General features: G+C 61.6%; 20 protein-coding genes. 6 read left to right on the forward strand and 14 right to left on the reverse strand.

From position 1 onward, the window contains the following. Positions 1 to 33: 33 nt before the first annotated feature. The 3 genes from G6N74_RS00510 to G6N74_RS00520 all read left to right on the forward strand — a co-directional run bounded on the left by G6N74_RS00510 (position 34) and on the right by G6N74_RS00520 (position 1,865). A complete protein-coding gene (locus G6N74_RS00510; protein ID WP_165113175.1) occupies positions 34 to 645 on the forward strand; it encodes a glutathione S-transferase in 612 nt (203 codons plus the stop codon). Between the two features lie 2 nt (positions 646 to 647). Continuing rightward, entirely contained in the window at positions 648 to 1,265 is a 618-nt protein-coding gene (locus G6N74_RS00515) for a uracil-DNA glycosylase family protein (protein ID WP_165113177.1), read from the forward strand. A 108-nt stretch (positions 1,266 to 1,373) separates the two neighbouring features. Beyond that, complete coding sequence (locus G6N74_RS00520) at positions 1,374 to 1,865, forward strand: Lrp/AsnC family transcriptional regulator (protein ID WP_091912597.1); 492 nt, start codon at positions 1,374 to 1,376, stop codon at positions 1,863 to 1,865. A gap of 39 nt (positions 1,866 to 1,904) precedes the next feature. Here the strand turns inward: G6N74_RS00520 and G6N74_RS00525 are convergent, their stop codons facing one another. The 11 genes from G6N74_RS00525 to G6N74_RS00575 all read right to left on the reverse strand — a co-directional run bounded on the left by G6N74_RS00525 (position 1,905) and on the right by G6N74_RS00575 (position 11,483). After that, positions 1,905 to 2,318: a DUF3299 domain-containing protein gene (locus G6N74_RS00525; protein ID WP_246245600.1), complete on the reverse strand. Its 414-nt coding sequence runs from the start codon at positions 2,316 to 2,318 to the stop codon at positions 1,905 to 1,907. 250 nt (positions 2,319 to 2,568) lie between these two features. Then, entirely contained in the window at positions 2,569 to 3,279 is a 711-nt protein-coding gene (locus G6N74_RS00530; protein WP_165113181.1) for a DNA alkylation repair protein, read from the reverse strand. Positions 3,280 to 3,290: 11 nt separating this feature from the next. Continuing rightward, positions 3,291 to 4,160 carry an NAD(P)-dependent oxidoreductase gene (locus G6N74_RS00535; RefSeq protein ID WP_165113183.1) on the reverse strand — a complete coding sequence of 290 codons (870 nt, stop codon included), beginning with the start codon at positions 4,158 to 4,160 and terminating at the stop codon, positions 3,291 to 3,293. Positions 4,161 to 4,346: 186 nt separating this feature from the next. Next, positions 4,347 to 5,510, reverse strand: coding sequence for a GGDEF domain-containing protein (locus tag G6N74_RS00540; protein ID WP_165113185.1), 1,164 nt, complete (start codon positions 5,508 to 5,510; stop codon positions 4,347 to 4,349). Between the two features lie 104 nt (positions 5,511 to 5,614). After that, a complete protein-coding gene (locus G6N74_RS00545; protein ID WP_165113187.1) occupies positions 5,615 to 6,445 on the reverse strand; it encodes an ABC transporter permease in 831 nt (276 codons plus the stop codon). Next, positions 6,442 to 7,155 (reverse strand): ABC transporter permease, encoded by a 714-nt coding sequence (locus G6N74_RS00550; protein WP_165113189.1) that lies wholly within the window; start codon positions 7,153 to 7,155, stop codon positions 6,442 to 6,444. Before G6N74_RS00550 ends, G6N74_RS00545 begins: the two co-directional genes overlap by 4 nt. A gap of 71 nt (positions 7,156 to 7,226) precedes the next feature. After that, on the reverse strand, positions 7,227 to 8,009 hold the full coding sequence (locus G6N74_RS00555; protein ID WP_165113191.1) for an ABC transporter substrate-binding protein: 783 nt from the start codon (positions 8,007 to 8,009) through the stop codon (positions 7,227 to 7,229). A gap of 203 nt (positions 8,010 to 8,212) precedes the next feature. Next, on the reverse strand, positions 8,213 to 8,728 hold the full coding sequence (mobB, locus tag G6N74_RS00560; protein ID WP_165113193.1) for a molybdopterin-guanine dinucleotide biosynthesis protein B: 516 nt from the start codon (positions 8,726 to 8,728) through the stop codon (positions 8,213 to 8,215). Next, complete coding sequence (gene mobA / locus G6N74_RS00565) at positions 8,725 to 9,342, reverse strand: molybdenum cofactor guanylyltransferase MobA (protein WP_165113195.1); 618 nt, start codon at positions 9,340 to 9,342, stop codon at positions 8,725 to 8,727. The genes mobB and mobA overlap by 4 nt, the downstream gene beginning before the upstream one ends. Before the next feature lie 2 nt (positions 9,343 to 9,344). After that, entirely contained in the window at positions 9,345 to 10,553 is a 1,209-nt protein-coding gene (locus G6N74_RS00570; protein WP_165113197.1) for a multidrug effflux MFS transporter, read from the reverse strand. 9 nt (positions 10,554 to 10,562) lie between these two features. Continuing rightward, a complete protein-coding gene (locus tag G6N74_RS00575) occupies positions 10,563 to 11,483 on the reverse strand; it encodes a DMT family transporter (protein WP_165113199.1) in 921 nt (306 codons plus the stop codon). Between the two features lie 263 nt (positions 11,484 to 11,746). Here G6N74_RS00575 and G6N74_RS00580 point away from each other — a divergent pair, with 263 nt between their 5' ends. Beyond that, positions 11,747 to 12,169: a DUF1801 domain-containing protein gene (locus G6N74_RS00580; RefSeq protein ID WP_165113201.1), complete on the forward strand. Its 423-nt coding sequence runs from the start codon at positions 11,747 to 11,749 to the stop codon at positions 12,167 to 12,169. Positions 12,170 to 12,187: 18 nt separating this feature from the next. On the opposite strand, the gene G6N74_RS00585 is transcribed toward G6N74_RS00580, so the two are convergent. Genes G6N74_RS00585 through G6N74_RS00595 form a run of 3 tightly spaced genes read right to left on the reverse strand, consistent with a single transcriptional unit; the run spans position 12,188 to position 14,270 of the window. Continuing rightward, positions 12,188 to 12,886, reverse strand: coding sequence for an alpha/beta fold hydrolase (locus G6N74_RS00585; protein WP_165113203.1), 699 nt, complete (start codon positions 12,884 to 12,886; stop codon positions 12,188 to 12,190). Positions 12,887 to 12,920: 34 nt separating this feature from the next. Beyond that, entirely contained in the window at positions 12,921 to 13,592 is a 672-nt protein-coding gene (locus G6N74_RS00590) for a DUF899 domain-containing protein (RefSeq protein ID WP_165113205.1), read from the reverse strand. 18 nt (positions 13,593 to 13,610) lie between these two features. Next, a complete protein-coding gene (locus tag G6N74_RS00595; protein ID WP_165113207.1) occupies positions 13,611 to 14,270 on the reverse strand; it encodes a glutathione S-transferase family protein in 660 nt (219 codons plus the stop codon). Positions 14,271 to 14,396: 126 nt separating this feature from the next. Here G6N74_RS00595 and G6N74_RS00600 point away from each other — a divergent pair, with 126 nt between their 5' ends. Further along, positions 14,397 to 14,912, forward strand: a complete 516-nt coding sequence (locus G6N74_RS00600; protein ID WP_165113209.1) for a winged helix-turn-helix transcriptional regulator — start codon at positions 14,397 to 14,399, stop codon at positions 14,910 to 14,912. A 129-nt stretch (positions 14,913 to 15,041) separates the two neighbouring features. Then, positions 15,042 to 15,446: a GFA family protein gene (locus G6N74_RS00605; RefSeq protein ID WP_165113211.1), complete on the forward strand. Its 405-nt coding sequence runs from the start codon at positions 15,042 to 15,044 to the stop codon at positions 15,444 to 15,446. The last annotated feature ends 620 nt before the right edge of the window (positions 15,447 to 16,066 follow it).

The raw sequence follows: 16,066 nt of genomic DNA on the forward strand, positions 1-16,066 counted from the left end.
TAGTCGCAAGCCGAAACTGAAAGGGAGGTTGGATTGAAACTTTATGATGGCGGGCGCGCGCCCAATCCGCGGCGGGTCCGCGTATTCCTGGCCGAGAAGGGCATCGAGGTGCCGCTGGTGCCCATCGATATGGGTGCAATGGGACATAAGGGCGACGAGGTCGCCCGGCGCAACCCGCTGCAGCGCCTGCCTGTGCTCGAACTCGACGATGGGACGATCCTGACCGAGTCCGTAGCCATCTGCCGCTATTTCGAGGAGCTTCATCCCGAGCCGGCGCTGTTCGGGCGCGGTGCGCTCGGCAGGGCCAAGGTCGAGATGTGGCAGCGGCGCATGGAGCTCAACCTGCTCAGCTGCGTGGCGCAGGCATTCCGCCACATTCACCCGGCGATGAAGGAGTGGGAAATCCCGCAGGTTCCCGAATGGGGTGAAGCAAACAAACCCAAAGCACTGGAATTCCTCAATATTCTCGATGGGGAACTGGCTGACCGTGAATTTGCCGCCGGCGACGAATTCTCCATTGCCGACATCACCGGCATGATTGCCGTCGATTTCATGAAGCCGGCGCGCATTGCCGTCCCTGAAGAGCTGACCAACATCATTCGCTGGTATCAGGCGATTTCTGCCCGGCCGAGCGCCAAAGCCTGACCGTGCCCGCCGAGCTCGACCGGCTTGTCGCCGAAATCCGCGCCTGCCGCATCTGCGTCGAGCAGCCGCTTGCCCGGCCCCTGCCGCATGAGCCGCGGCCGGTCGTGGTGGCGTCCACGTCCGCCCGCGTCCTGATTGCGGGGCAGGCGCCCGGCACGAAGGTCCATGCCAGTGGCTTGCCGTTCGACGACCGCTCGGGCGACCGGCTGCGCGACTGGCTCGGCGTGACGCGCGCCCAGTTCTACGACGCGCAAAACTTCGCCATCGTGCCGATGGGCTTCTGCTTTCCGGGGCAGGATGCCAAGGGCGGCGACCTGCCGCCCCGCCGCGAATGCGCGCCAGCATGGCGGCAAAGGCTGATCGATCTGATGCCGCAGGTCGATCTCGTTCTTGCAGTCGGGCTTTATGCGCAGAGCTGGCACCTGGGCGTGGCGCGCAAGGAGTCGCTGAACGAAACGGTGCGGGACTGGCGCGCCATCCATGACGCGTCGACGATGCCGCGCGTCATCCCGCTGCCGCACCCTTCGTGGCGCAATACGGGCTGGCTGAAAAAGAATCCGTGGTTTGAAATGGAATTGCTGCCTGTCCTCAAATCGGAAATCCGGCATCGCATTTCCTGATATTCCTGCAATGTCTTTGCAAAAATTCCCGGTCCCCGGAGAATTCCTTTCTTGTGAAATACTTTCGTTAGGGAGATTATGGCGGAATAATATTCTAACGGAGCCATCATGGACCGCCTTGATCGAAAAATTCTTCGCCTTCTTCAGGAAGACGCGACACTTGCCGTCGCCGATGTCGCCAAAAAGGTGGGCCTGTCGACGACGCCTTGCTGGCGGCGCATCCAGAAGCTCGAGGAGGAGGGCGTCATCAAGCGGCGCGTGGCCATCCTCGATCCGGAAAAGATCAACACGCGCGTCACCGTCTTCGTGTCGATACGCACCAATTCGCACAGCCACGAATGGCTGCGGCGCTTCTCGGAGGTCATTCAGGAATTTCCGGAAGTGATTGAATTCTATCGCATGAGCGGCGATGTCGACTATCTGCTGCGCGTGGTGGTGCCGGACATTTCGGCCTACGACGCCTTCTACAAGCGGCTCATCGCCAAGATCGAGATTCGCGACGTGTCCTCGGCATTCGCGATGGAGCAGATCAAATACACGACCGAACTGCCGCTGGATTATATGGTGCTGGACAAGGAATCCGGCTCCAACGCCGCTTGATGACAGCTTGCCGGGAGGTTCGCGCCTCCCGGCCGTGCTTCACTTCTTCATGAAGCTCCACGGGTTGGCCTGCGGCACCACAACCGCATCCGGCACGGTTTCGGCCGATGCGACATCCGCCTTGCTGAAACTGTAACCGGACTGGACGATCGAGACGCCATCGAGAATGAAGAGCTGGCTCTTCTCCATGCTGGGCTTCAGCGTGCCGGTTACCGATACGGCCTCGTAGGCTTTCGCCAGTTTGTAGGGCTTGGGCATGGTGACGAGAACGATCTGGTTCGGCGGCGGTGTTGGCATATGGCTGCACGCGCCGGTCCAGGGGACGAGCAGGAACTGGTAAACAAGATCGCCATCGCGATCGACCGGCAGCGCGTAGCCGGTCAGTGTCACCGTCTTTCCGTCCAGATTCGTAGAAAGCGTTTCGCCATGGTCCGGCATTTTTGCAGCGACCATGGGCAATCCCGGGCCTTCGGCGGCCTGTTGCCCCGCTGGCCGGAGATCTTTCCAGAAAATGGTCGTGGCTGGCGAGGCGGCGTTCGCACTGAATGCCAGAAGTGTGGCGGCAGCCGCGACGGCTGATCTGAGAACAAAATTCAACGGCTACACTCCACGGGCATGAGCCTGAGTAAAATCGCTCGGGAAGGTCGGGTCAATAAGCAAAGGCGCGATTGGCCTGTTATGCCGAAGCGCTGCGCCTGGCCGCTCATTTCGCGTCCGCCTTGCGTTGCAGGTGTTCCAGCGTTTTGGGCCCGGTCAATTCCTTGACCGCATCCTTGCCGATCCAACGTGTCGTCTTGTCGGGCGAGGCCGCGAGCTTTTCGGCCATTACGAGCACCGGCCCGTGCAAGGCGAACGAGCGCTTGCCCATCGAGCGAAGTGCCCAGTTCACGGCCTTCTTCACGAAATTGCGGCTGTCGGTGGCGTGAGCCTCGACCAGCCGCAGGAAATCGAGGAAAGTCGCGTCCGGCTCCTTCTTCCGATGGACGACCGACCAGGCCATCATGGCAAAGGCGGTCCGGCGGACGAATTCGCGATCATCTGCCGCGAATTCCTCGATCAGTTCGCGCCAGCAATCCGTGTCGACGAAGAGGTCGGAGACGCCATCGACGATATCCCAGGAGTCGAAGCTCGCAGCCCAACGCCTTGCATTTTCAGCGGTAAAGCGCTTCGGGTCGGCCGTCACGGAAGCGATGAACTGCGCCTCCATGATACCGCTCTCCCAAAGCTCGAAGGCGCGTTCATGGTTTCGCTTGATCTGCCTGGCGATCTGTCGCTGCACGCCGTGCGAGATGCCGAGCGCACGATCGATTTTGATGCCATAGCGCAGCATCCCACGGCGATTTTCTTCCGAACCGATCGAGCGCAAATGCGCGATGATTTCCGCAGCGCTGGAGTTCGCCGAAAGCTCGGCCATGGCGTCTGCGCCTATTTCTCCAGTCGTGCCAGCAGCGAGGACGTGTCCCAGCGCTTGCCGCCCATGCCTTGCACATCCTTGTAGAACTGGTCGACAAGTGCCGTGACGGGAAGCGATGCGCCGTTGCGGTCGGCCTCGGTGAGGCAGATGCCGAGGTCCTTGCGCATCCAGTCGACGGCGAAGCCGAAATCATATTTGCCGGCGTTCATCGTCTTGTGACGGTTTTCCATCTGCCAGGAGCCGGCAGCGCCTTTGGAAATCACTTCGACCACCTTTTCGATGTCGAGCCCGGCTTTCTTGCCGAAGTGGATGCCCTCGGCCAGACCCTGAACCAGTCCGGCGATGCAGATCTGGTTGATCATCTTGGTAAGCTGGCCGGCGCCCGTCGGACCCATCAGCCCGACCATTTTGGCATAGGCGTCGATCACCGGCTTGGCCTTGTCGAAGACATCCTGATCGCCGCCGACCATGACGGTCAGCGCGCCGTTCTCTGCACCGGCTTGACCGCCGGAAACCGGCGCGTCGAGGAAGGAGATGCCGAGCTCTGAAGCTTTCTCGCCGAGTTCGCGTGCGACTTCCGCCGAGGCCGTGGTGTTGTCGATATAGATCGCGCCTTTCTTCATCGACTGGAAGGCCCCGTCCGGGCCGATGGTGACGCTGCGCAAATCGTCGTCATTGCCGACGCAGGAGAAAACAAAGTCCTTGTCCCTGGCTGCCTCGCGCGGCGTTGCTGCGTGGCTGCCGCCATGCTCGCCGACCCATTTCTGCGCCTTGGCGACGCTGCGGTTGTAGACGGTGACGTCATGCCCGCCCTTGTTCTTGAGATGCGCTGCCATCGGGTAGCCCATCACGCCAAGTCCCAGGAATGCCACTGACGCCATTATTCCAACCTTTCAGTCCCAACGAAAACCGTGGGCGTCAGGTCTAGCGCATAACCCCAAAAATCGGAATCGATTTTTGGAAAGGATTATGCGCCGACTCAGAGTGTTACAGCGTCCTTTGCGCGTTCAATTGGACGCGCGGCGCTGTACGCGATGGAGCAGATTCGTCAAGGATGAAGGATTGGCTCAGGCGGCGCGGGCAGCCGTGGCGACGCGATTGCGGCCCTCGGATTTGGCCAGATAGAGGGCTTCGTCGGCCTCGGCGATCAGCGACGGCAGATCACGCTCGGAGAACGGGGCGGACGCAACGCCGATGCTGATGGTCGGCCGCAGCGTGCCGCGTTCGGTGACAATCGCGATCTCGGCGCAGCGCGCGCGGATATTCTCTGCAATATCGATCGCCCGCCTCTGGCCGACGCCGGGCAGGAAGACGACGAACTCCTCGCCGCCATGGCGGCACAGCAGATCGCTCGCACGAATTGTGCTCTTGGCCATGGCCGCGAACATAACCAGCACCTGGTCGCCCACGGGGTGGCCGTAGGTGTCGTTGATCTTCTTGAAGAAATCGAGATCCATGATCAGCACGGTCGCCGGTGCGCGGGTGACTGCAAGGCGTTGCAGCGACTGTTCCGCCCGTTGGACGAATTCGCGCCGGTTGAGAACGTCGGTCAGCCCGTCATGGGTAGCGGCGCGGCGCAGTGCCATTTCGGTCTGTTCGCGGCCGAGTGCAACAAGGGTGAAGCTGGAAATCAGGATCAGCAGCATCACCTCGATGGTGGCCACCTTGGAACCGAAATAGGCAGTGAAGAACGGATGGTCCGGGCTCGTCAGCCAGAGCACCCCGCCGCGCCCGGCATAGTACAGGCCGTTGAAACTGCTGGTCACGGCCAGGATCAGGGCGTTCTGATAGCGATTGGCACCGCCGCGCCAGAATTCGAAGCCGGTCATCAGGCTGTAGAACGAGAATACGAAGAAAAACAGTACTGCGCCGCTCCAGGCTTCGAGCGGCCGGGACATCAGGAGCGGCACCAAGATGACCAGGCAAGGTCCGGCGAGTGCCGGAACAACCGCGCTCGAACGCCCATTGAAGGAGCGCGCGCCAACCCAGATGAAGGACATGGTTGCCACGACGAAACCATTGCCGACGGGACCCAGCCAATCGAGGTGAGGGGCCGACGAGGCGATGTAGAAGAGGAGCGAAATGGTCGAGCAGGCAAAGCCGATGCCCCACCACAGGCTGGAGGCGATTTCGCGCCGCCGCCACGCCTCGAGCAGGAACAGCACTCCGCAGGTGGACGTCACCAGCATGGAGCAAAGCATCAACGTGTTGAGATCGATCTGAAAAGCCATTCGGCCGCTGCACCCCGTATGACGCCGAGCATAGGCGTCAGTGGTGAAGCCGTCGTAAAGGGAATTGCCGCTGCGTCAATAAAATTGCGGCGCGCCGGCCGATTTCAGCGCTTCAAATGTTTGGTGATGCGCCGCTCGATCCATTCGATGCCGTGGCGCAGCGTCTCGACCATCGACAGGTAGATCAGTGCGGCCCAGAGGTAGGTCTGGAAATCGAAGGTGCGCGAATAGGCGCGGCGCGTTTCGCCCATCAGGTCGTAGACGGTGATGATGGCGACGATCGCCGAGCCCTTGATCATCAGGATGATCTCGTTGCCATAGGGGCGCAGCGCAACGATCAGCGCCTGCGGCAGCACGATCTTGCGCAGGATCTGGTACTTGTGCAGCCCGAGCGACTCCGCGCCCTCCCACTGGCCCTTCGGCACGCTTTCGATGGCGCCGCGCAGGATTTCGGCCTGATAGGCTGCGGTGTTCAGCGAGAAGGCGAAGACCGCGCAATACCAGGCATCGCGGAAGAAGGTCCACAAGCCGACGGCTTCAAGCTGCGGCCGGAACGAGCCGAGGCCGTAATAGATCAGGAACGTTTGCGCCAGCAGCGGCGTGCCGCGGAAGAAATAGACATAGGCATAGGCCAGGGCGTTCAGCAGCTTGTTCTTCGACATGCGCGCATAGGCGATCGGTATCGAAAGCAGCGCGCCGAGTACGATCGAGACCGCCACCAGTTTGATGGTTACCAGCAGGCCGGACAGATAATAGGGCGCGTATTTCTCGAAAAGGTCCGGGTTCCAGGCGTTGACGAGATAGCCCACCATGGCGACGCCGAGCATCAGCCACAGCACGATGAAGACGTGCCCGGTTATGCGCGCGGCAGTCCATGGCCTGGGAATGGCCGGCGGGCGGTCGACGTCGGTGCTGGTTTCGGTGACGGCGCTCATCGCTGCGCCTCCTTGCGGCCGGCCCAGCGTTCGATGGCATTGATGCCGAAGGACGAGATTATGGCCAGCACCAGATAGATCATGCAGGCGAAGCCGAAGAACAGGAAAGCCTGCTTGGTGACACGCGCGGCAATGCCGCTCTGGCGCAATATGTCGGCAAGGCCGATGGCCGAGACGAGCGACGTGTCCTTGAGCAGGATCAGCCAGAGATTGGCGAGGCCGGGCAGGGCGATCTTGATCAGCTGCGGCAGCACCACCAGCCGCATCGTCTGGCCCTTGGAAAGGCCGATCGAATAGCCGCCCTCATATTGCCCCTGCGGGATGGCGCGGAAGGCCGAGAGAAAAACCTCGCTGGCGTAGGAGGAAAAGACCACGCCCAGCGCCACCATGCCGGCAACGAAGCTGTTGATCTCGATATTGGTGCCGGGACTAATCAGATGAAGCAACTGCTGAAGGCCGATCTGCGCGCCATAGAAGACGAGGAACAGCGTCAGCAGTTCGGGCAGGCCGCGAAAGATGGTGGTGTAGACATTGCCGGCGAGCCGCAGCGACGGCTCGGGCGATTGTTTGGCGAGCGCCACCAGAAAGCCGATGAGCAGACCGACCGGAAGCGTGGCGAGCCCGAGCGAGACCGTGACGAGAACGCCCCAGGCGATGTCGTCACTCCAACCTTCTGGTCCCCAGCTGAGCAGCGTCCAGACGTTTTCCATCCGCGCGCCAGTCTCCTGTTCTGTCTAAAAGGCGAGGGCGGTGATTTGGCCGCCCTCGCGCTTCAATCGGATCAGGATTCGGCGCCGTAGACGTCGAACTTGAAGTACTTGTCGTTGATTTCCTTGTACTTGCCGTTGGCGCGGATCGCCTTGATCGCGGCGCTGAACTCGTTCGCCAGCGCATCGCCCTTGCGGACCGCAATGCCGGCGCCCTGTCCGAAGATCTCGACCGGCTGCGGCGAGGGTTGGCCCAGCAGCTTGCAGCAGGCGCCGTCGGCAGAATCAAGCCACTGCGACAGAACGACGATGTCGTCTTCCACCGCATCGAGACGGCCATTGGCGATATCGAGCTGATATTCCTGGGCGGTCGGGTAAGCCTTGACCGTTGCGTCGGTGAAGGTCTTTTCCGCATAGTTGAAGTGGGTGGTGGAGCCCTGCGTACCGATCGTCTTGCCGGCGAGGTCTTCCTTGGTCACGCCCTTGATGTCGCTGTCCTTGGGGACGGCGATGGCCGAAGGCGTGTTGTAGTATTTGGCGGAGAAGTCGACCTTTTCCAGGCGTTCCGGTGTGATCGACATGGACGCGATGATGGCGTCGAACTTGCCGGCCTGAAGGGCGGGGATGATGCCGTCCCAGTCCTGGGTCACGAATTCGCACTTGGCCTTCATCTCTTCGCACAGCGCGTTGGCGATATCGATGTCGAAGCCTTCCAGCTTGCCGTCGGCGGTCAGGTTGTTGAAGGGCGGATAGGCGCCTTCGGTGCCGATCTTGATGGTCTTTTCCTGGGCCTGGGCTGCGCCGATTGCCAGCGCGATTGCCGATACCCCAAGCGCGACACGCATAAGAATACGCATGATGTTCCTCTCTGTTGTTGCCCGCCGCTGATGGTTGCGGCGTCGTCCAGGGCCGCCTCCCGGTGGCCCGCAGAGCGCGATACTGCGTCTGTTTTCAGGAAGAAAGCAACTGCAAATACGTCCCCGGCAAACGACTTTACGTCAACTTGCCGGCGTGCGCGCAAGTTCATTCCGGCGGCGTAAATCGCTGCCGGGACATGACGTTACGTCAACTTTTTCAAGCCGGTTGTTGTTTCAATGAAATCGGCGATCACCGCGATGTCGTCGATGCCGAATACCGGGAGGCGTTCTCCCGACACCGGATGGTCAGCGGCGATGGCGACGATGTTGGGATCGTTCGCCGACAGGGGCGCTGTGTCTTTCGCTTCCAGCCGGCGCGTCTCGATCTTCTTGTGCGCCTCGCGCTTGTAGCCCTCGACCAGCACGATGTCGCAGGGCGAAAGGCGCGCCAGTATGGCGTCGAGCGAGGGCTCGTCTTCACTGGTCAGTTCATGCATCAGAGCCCAGCGCTTGCCGGAGACGATGGCGACTTCGCGGGCGCCGGCGGCACGATGGCGAAAGCTGTCGGTGCCCGGCTTGTCGATGTCGAACGCATGATGCGCGTGCTTGACCGTGGAAACGCGCCAGCCGCGCGCGGTCAATTCGGCCACGAGCCTTTCGGTCAGCGTGGTCTTGCCTGAATTCTTCCAGCCGGTGATGCCGAATACGCGCTGTGTCAAATCATGGCCCGCACGATCGCCTCGGCTTCCTGAAGTTCGCCGGGCGTGTTGATGTTGAAGAAGGGATCGACGATTTTTTCCGCAACGTCCAGCATCGGGAAATCGACCTCGACGAAATCATGGCTTTCGATGAAGGCGCGCACGCGGAATTTATGCTGCCCGCCGAGAAAGACGAGAAGCTCGTCGTGCAGCGTAACGGGCCACAGCGCGAATGTCGGGTGCTGTTCTCCGTCCGAGCAAGCAACCGCAATCCGGCCTGCTTCGCCCTTTCTGGCCGCGTCGAGCTTTTCGCAAAGATTGGCGGGGAAGAAGGGTGTGTCGCCGGCAACCGTCAGGATATGGCTGGCGACGGGGCGTGCCCATTCCATTCCCGCCAGAATCCCGGCCAAAGGTCCGGCGCCTGCGGTGTCGGCAATGACGGGAAGCCCGAAGCCGGCAAGGCGCGCCGGGTCGCCATTGGCGCTGATCGCCATTCGTCCGGTCTGTGGCGCAAGCCGCGAGATCACCTGCGACAGGATCGTTCTGCCGCCCAGCGGGCGCAGCGTCTTGTCGCCACCGCCCATGCGCGTCGCGCGGCCGCCTGAAAGAATCAATCCCGCAATATCTTCCTGCACACTCACGCTTCCTTGCCCGGATGCCGCGACACCCACATCACATAAAGGGTGAACAGCGCGCCTGCCAGCGCCGAAAGCAGCATGACCCAAAGCAACGGGTAGGGGCCGGTCTCCGGCGTCAGCAGCGCACCTGCGACCACAGCAAGCACCGCGCCGCCGCCGATCTGCAGCGCGCCGCCAAGGCCGGACGCCGAGCCCGCCAGATGGCTGCTGACGCTGACGATGCCGGCATTGGCGTTGGGCAGCGTAACGCCGTTGCCAACGCCAACGAAGAAGACAGGGCCGAACAGCGACAACGGATGGTTGTAGCCGGACCAGAACAGCGCGATCGACAGCATCATGCCCAGTACCGTCACGACATTGCCGTAGAGCATCATGCGGTTGATGCCGACCGTTCGCGAAAACCTGCCCGACATGAAGTTGCCGAGCATGTAGCCGATCGAAACGATGGCGAAATACAGTCCGTATTGCGATGGCGTCAGGTGCAGGATTTCCGACGAGATGTAAGGCCCGCCGCCGAGAAAGGCGAAGAAAACACCGGATGTGGAGGCGGCCGTCAGCGTATAGCCCCAGAAGCGCCGCGAGCCGACAACTTCCGGATAGGTGCGGAACTGCGCGGCAAAGCTCGACGATTTCTGCCGGTTCGTCTCACCGAGATCAAGCCAGACGATGGCGAAGGCGAACAACCCTGCCGCAAGCATCAGCAGGAAGGTAGCATGCCAGCCATAGAACTCGTCGAGGAAACCGCCGATAATCGGCCCTATCATCGGCACCAGGCTGGTGCCCATCGTGATGTAGCCGATCTTGCTCGCCGCTTCGGCTGCCTCGACGGTATCGCGCACGATGGCGCGCGATAGCACCATGCCGGCTGCCGAACTCGCCTGAAGCAGGCGGCAGGCAAGCAGCAGCTCGATCGTCGGCGCATAGAGGGCCGCGACCGTGCCGAGAATGAAAAGCGCGAAGCAGAACAGCATCACCGGCCGCCGGCCGAAGCGATCGGATGCCGGCCCGATGAACAGTTGCAGGATGGCGGTGGCGGCGAGATAGAGCGAAACAGCCAGCTGCACGACGGCATATTCAGCGTCGAAATGCCTGGCCATGCCGGGCAGGGATGGCAGGAAGACGTTCATCGACAGCGTGCTGGCTGCTGCTGCCGTCACCAGCGTGAAGACATGCGGCGGCGTCGCCTTGTTCAGGAAGCCTGCCGCCATATCCCGAGCCTAGATGCCGTCCGGCGCCATCGCCGGGCCTGTGCTTTGCGCGGCTGGCGCGGTTTTTCCGGCGACCTGTTCGCGGTAGAGCGTATAGAGGCCGGAACCGACGATGATGGTCGCGCCGACGATCATCGCAATGTCGGGGACGTCGCCGAAGATCAGATAGCCAAGCACGATCGCCCAGAGCAGGGCCGTGTAGCGGAATGGTGCGATGAAGGAGATGTCGCCGGTGCGCATCGACATGATGACGAACTGGTAGCCGACCAGGACGAGAACTGCCGCAAGGCCGAGCAGCGCGATGTATTCGAACTCCATCGGCGTCCAGCCGCCGAGCGGCGTTATGAGCACTGCGCCGCACAGCATGATCACCGTGGCGGTGACTGCGGAAACCAGAAGCGACGGGACGTGCGGCGGCAGGCGTCTGGTCGCGAGGTCGCGCAAGGCGCAGAAGGCAACCGAGACCAGCGCCGACAATGCGAAGACGTTGAAACCCTCGAAGCCCGGCCTCACGATGATCATGACGCCGGCAAAGCCTGCGACGATCGCCAGCCAGCGGCGCCAGCCGACGCCTTCACCCAGAAACAGCGCCGCGCCCATCGTCACCGCGAGCGGCAGGGCCTGAAGCACGGCCGAGACATTGGCGATGGGCAGGTGCTGGAGCGCGATCAGGAAGAAGATCGTGCCGCCGAGCTCGCCCAGGACGCGAAGGCCGATCATTGGGTGGAATATCAGCCGCGGCATCTTCAGCGCGCCCTGGTGCCAGGCAAGCAGGGTGATCAGCGCGGTCGCGAACAGCCCACGGACGAGGATCACCTGGCCGAAATTCATGTGCATCGACGCCAGTTTGATCAACGCGTCGTTGCATGTGAACCCGGCCATCGACACCACCATGAACATGGCGCCGCGAAGGTTGGGAGAAAGTGCCAAGGCGTTTCCGATTCTTTATTGTTAGGCAAAGGATGTAACATCCGGTGCCGAAACAGCAATGCCAAAGCGCTGGGCCACCGGAGAGTTCGGCCAGTGCTGCCATTGCAAGAGGTCACGAACGGAGGTTTGCCGGCTAAATTTTCCTGCTGTCACGAGCGGCAGGCAGCAGGGTCGGCTTGGCGTGGTGGTCGTTCCTTGAATTTACCCCACGATGGCGACTATCGTGACCATGAGCGGGGCAGGAATTCGAGGACATAAATCCAATGACTCCATCCGAACAGATCGACCAGTTGATCGCAAAACTCGACGACTGGCGCGGCAAGACGCTCGCCAGCCTCCGCAGGAGCATCCTCGAGGCCGACGTAGAGATCATCGAGGAATTGAAGTGGATGGGAAGCCCGGTATGGTCCCGCGACGGCATTATCGCTGTCGGCAACGCCCACAAGGACAAGGTGAAGCTCACCTTTTCCCACGGTGCGAGCCTCCCGGACCCCGACAAGCTCTTCAACGCGGGCTTCGGCGGCAAGGTGTGGCGGGCGATCGATGTTTTCGAGGGCGACACGATCGATGAGAACGCTCTGAAAAACCTCGTCCGCGCCGCGATCGAGTTCAATCAGGCCAAGAAGAAGACCAAGAAAGCGCCGGCGGGCAGCAGGGCGAAGGCTCAAACAAGGAAGGAAGCCTGAAGCTGCGCTTTCGCAGGTCTAGGCAGCTTCGACCAGAAGGTCAGCCAGTTCCTGCGGCTTGTCGATGCCGACATCATGGCCGCAGGCGACCTGCCTGACGGTCCAGCTCGGGTCCTTTCCCAAAGCCTCAGCGGTCTGGCCGAACGGGCTCTCCCAGCCGGTGGCCTGGATATAGGTTTTCTTCGGTACGCGCTGGTAGGCGCCGGTAACGCGGAGCTTTTCCTTCAGCGATGCGGTTGGGTGCGGCGTCGCTTTGGCGTCGACCCAGGCGCGGTCTTTTTCATCAAGATAGTCGCCCTTTGAGGTCGGCGGAGCGGGGATCGTTTCGCCGACGAGTTCCCAGTCTTCGGCGAAATCGGCGAAGGACTGGCCATCTGCGGGTATGAACGCGTCGAGATAGACGATCGAGGCGATGCGCTCGCCGATCCTTTCGGCCACCCCGGTTATGACGATGCCGGAATAGGAATGCCCGACCAGCACGATATTATCGAGGTCCTTCCACAGCACCTCGTTGACGACGTCGTTGACATGGGTGGTGAGGTTTATGTCCGGTCCTGCAAGGTGCGAACGCTCGCCAAGCCCGCTCAGCGTCGGCGCGAAGACACGGTGACCCTTGGCCGTCAGCAGATCGGCAACCCGCATCATCGACCAACTGCCCGCCCATGCGCCATGCACGAGCACAAAGGTAGCGCGCCCGTTCTTCTTTGAGTCGGTCATTTCATCTTCCCGATATGGATTTGAATTCGCTGGCTTACGAGCCCTGTCGGCCCAGCGGTGCAAGGTCGAGATAATGCAGGACCGGCACCAATGGCTCCAGCCCGCGTGCATAGGTCGAATAGCTGTGCAGGATCCGGTCTTCGTCGCGGAGGAAGACGCTGAGGCCCGGCAGTTCGGTGCCCCACTGGTCCCAGGCACCTTTCGCGGCCTCGAACTCGGCCTTGCCACGGTAGTTGATCTCGATAGGCGCGATCTTTTCGTCCAGCGTGACGTGGAAATCGTAGTTGAAGTCGCTGCCGAAGGACGAATACCACGGCACGGTCCAGCCCATCTTCTGCTTGTAGCCGGAGAGCTTCTCGAAAGGTGCGCGCGAGACCATCGCCAGTGTGGTTTCGCGTTTATGCAGTTCGGACAGATCCGGCAGGCTGTTGGCGAAGCTGGTGCAGCCGTGGCAGCCATTCTCCCACTCCGGGTCGAACATGAAGTGGTAGATGAGGAGCTGGCGCCGGCCCTCAAACAGGTCGGCGAGGCTCGTCTTGCCGTTCGGGCCGTCGAAGAGATAGTCCTTCTCGACCAGTTCCATCGGTAAGGCGCGGCGTTCGGCGTTCAGTGCATCGCGCGCCTTCGACATTTCCTTCTCGCGGGCGAGCAGCCGCTTGCGCGCTGCCACCCATTCGCCGTGCGGGACAATTTTCTGCGCTTCCATGTCTGTCTCCTTTCGAATTCAGTTCAGGTTCTGCGTCGGGAACATATGGAAATAGGGCTTGGCCTCCTTCAGCACGCGGGCGAAGGACGAGCGGTTCAACAGCCGGTCGAAATAGGCGGCCATGTGCTTGTGCGTCGCGGCGAAGGGCTCGACCTTTTCGGCATAGAACAGCGCCGGTGCCGCCGCGCAGTCGGCCATAGTGAAGGCATCGCCCATCGCCCATGTCCGCGAGGCCATGTCGCGCTCGATCATGCCATAGGCGGTTCGAAGCGTTGCGCGCGCCTGCTCGACGCCGAAGGCATCGTGCTGGCCTGCCGGGCGAATGCGGTCGACGACGATCTTCTGCATCGGCTCCTGCACATAGAGATCGTAAAAACGGTCGGCGAGGCGGGTGCGCCAGGCCTCTTCGGGGTCATAGGGCACGAACCGCACCGCGCCGGGATAATACCGGTCCAGATACTCGATGATGATGGTCGATTCCGGCACGATGCGGTCGCGGGCGGCGTCGCGCAGCACCGGCATCTTGCCGACCGGCCACAATTCCCTGAACTCCGCGCTGGAGCTTTCGTCACCGAGATCGACCAGCACCGTCTCGAACGGGGTGTCGTTTTCGTATAGCGCGATCAGAGGCTTGTGGCAGAAGGAGGCGAGGGGATGGAAATGATAGGTGAGTGACATGGAATCGCTTTCTCCTGTCGACCGTCAGCTCGCGCCGGTACATCAAATAGTGATTGTATTTAGCAACCAGTTGAACGATAATTGCACTGCTATGGAATTGCAACCGGTTTTTCGGAGAATTTTTTGATGGACGCTGCTCATCGCTCGGGCTGCCCGATAAACCTCTCGCTCGAAGTGTTCGGCGACAAATGGAGCCTGCTGATCCTGCGCGACATGATCTTCGGCGGCAAACGCCACTTTCGCGAGCTTCTGCGGTCGGAAGAGGGCATTTCGTCCAACATCCTCGCCGACCGCATGAAGATGCTGCTGGAAGAAGGCATGCTCACCAAGACCGACGACCCGAGCCACAAGCAGAAAGCGATCTACAGCCTGACAGAGAAGGCGATCGAATTGGTGCCGATCATGGCCCACCTCGGCGCGTGGGGCCGCAAATGGCTCCCCGTCAGCGAAGATCTCAGCATCCGCGCGCGGCTTCTGGAGGAGGGCGGGCTGCCGATGTGGGAGAAATTCATGGCCGAGCTGCGCGTCGAGCAGCTTGGCGCACCGAACACCATCTCCGGCCCGACCGTGCGCCAGACGCTGCAGGCGGCCTATCTGGAAGTGGTCGCGCGGCAGCAGGCGGAGCGGGCCACAGCGAACTGAGGCAACTGCCGTCCAGCGGCTGGGTGCGCGATCAATTCGGCTTGTTCATGGCTTGAGACTCGATCAGAACCGATCCAGTCTGAGATTCCGCACCGGGTTTATAATTGCGGACTTTGCCGTGGGGGGCTGATGAAAGAGCGCGCGAAAAAACCAAAGCTGTACATCGGAGGCTGCCTTTGCGGCGCTGTTCGCTTCGAGGCGACCGGCCCGGCTGAAAAGCCGCATACCTGCTCCTGCCGCATGTGCCAGCGCCACACCGGTGCATTGACGGCGCCCTGGGTCGAGTTTCCAAGCGACCGGGTGACGTGGACCGGACCCGCCGGCAAGCCGTCCGTCTATCGCTCGTCGGACTATTCCAGCCGCGCCTTCTGCCCCACCTGCGGCAGCTCCCTCGGCGCCATCGACGACAAGCCGGTTGTCGCCCTGTTGCTCGGAGCCTTCGACAAGCCCGCAGCGAAAGAGCTGATGCCCGCCTATCACACCAACCGAGGCGGACGGCCGAAATGGTGGCATGTGGAGGTGGGCGCGGGGTAGGAGGTGCGGCCGCGTGGAGCGTTGGGTCTGCGCGTTTCGCTTCGCTCATGCTCGACCCTGAATGACAAAGTGAGGGCGGCGCTTCCAGCACCAACCTCGGCGATTAGCGGTACCAACCATTAAGTTCGTCTTCCCGGAAACCGGAGCGAAGCGCAGGTTATCCGGGATCCATTGGCCGCAGCATCGTCAGGCGCGGCCCGGTCCTTGCCTTGGGGTTGGTCAGGACCACTGTGCGAACTCAGTACCCGGCCGTGGTGGTCAATGGGTCCCGGATAACCTGCGCTTCGCTCCGGTTTCCGGGATGACGACGGTGAGGTTTTTGCTTCGCTCAAGGGTTTGAAGGTGTGGAAAGATTTTCAACCGATTTCCACCCAACCTATTGTTTCTATTCACACCGCACATTTTTCTTCCCTCAATCTATCCCCCTCTTTCCGACCTCCCACATACTTCCCTCGCAAATCCGCTTCCAAACGGGATTCCTGGTGCGCACCGGGTATCAGGGGGAAGCGTCGGCGTCCGGGCTGGTGGTGCTGCGGTAGCACTGCTGGGTGATGAACCCCTAAGCCCGGGTCCTTGGCTACGGCTGGCCACGCGAATGTGGAGGCGACTGAGCGGGACAA

This window comes from Mesorhizobium zhangyense (genome assembly GCF_011045115.1).
GTDB lineage: Bacteria > Pseudomonadota > Alphaproteobacteria > Rhizobiales > Rhizobiaceae > Mesorhizobium_M > Mesorhizobium_M zhangyense.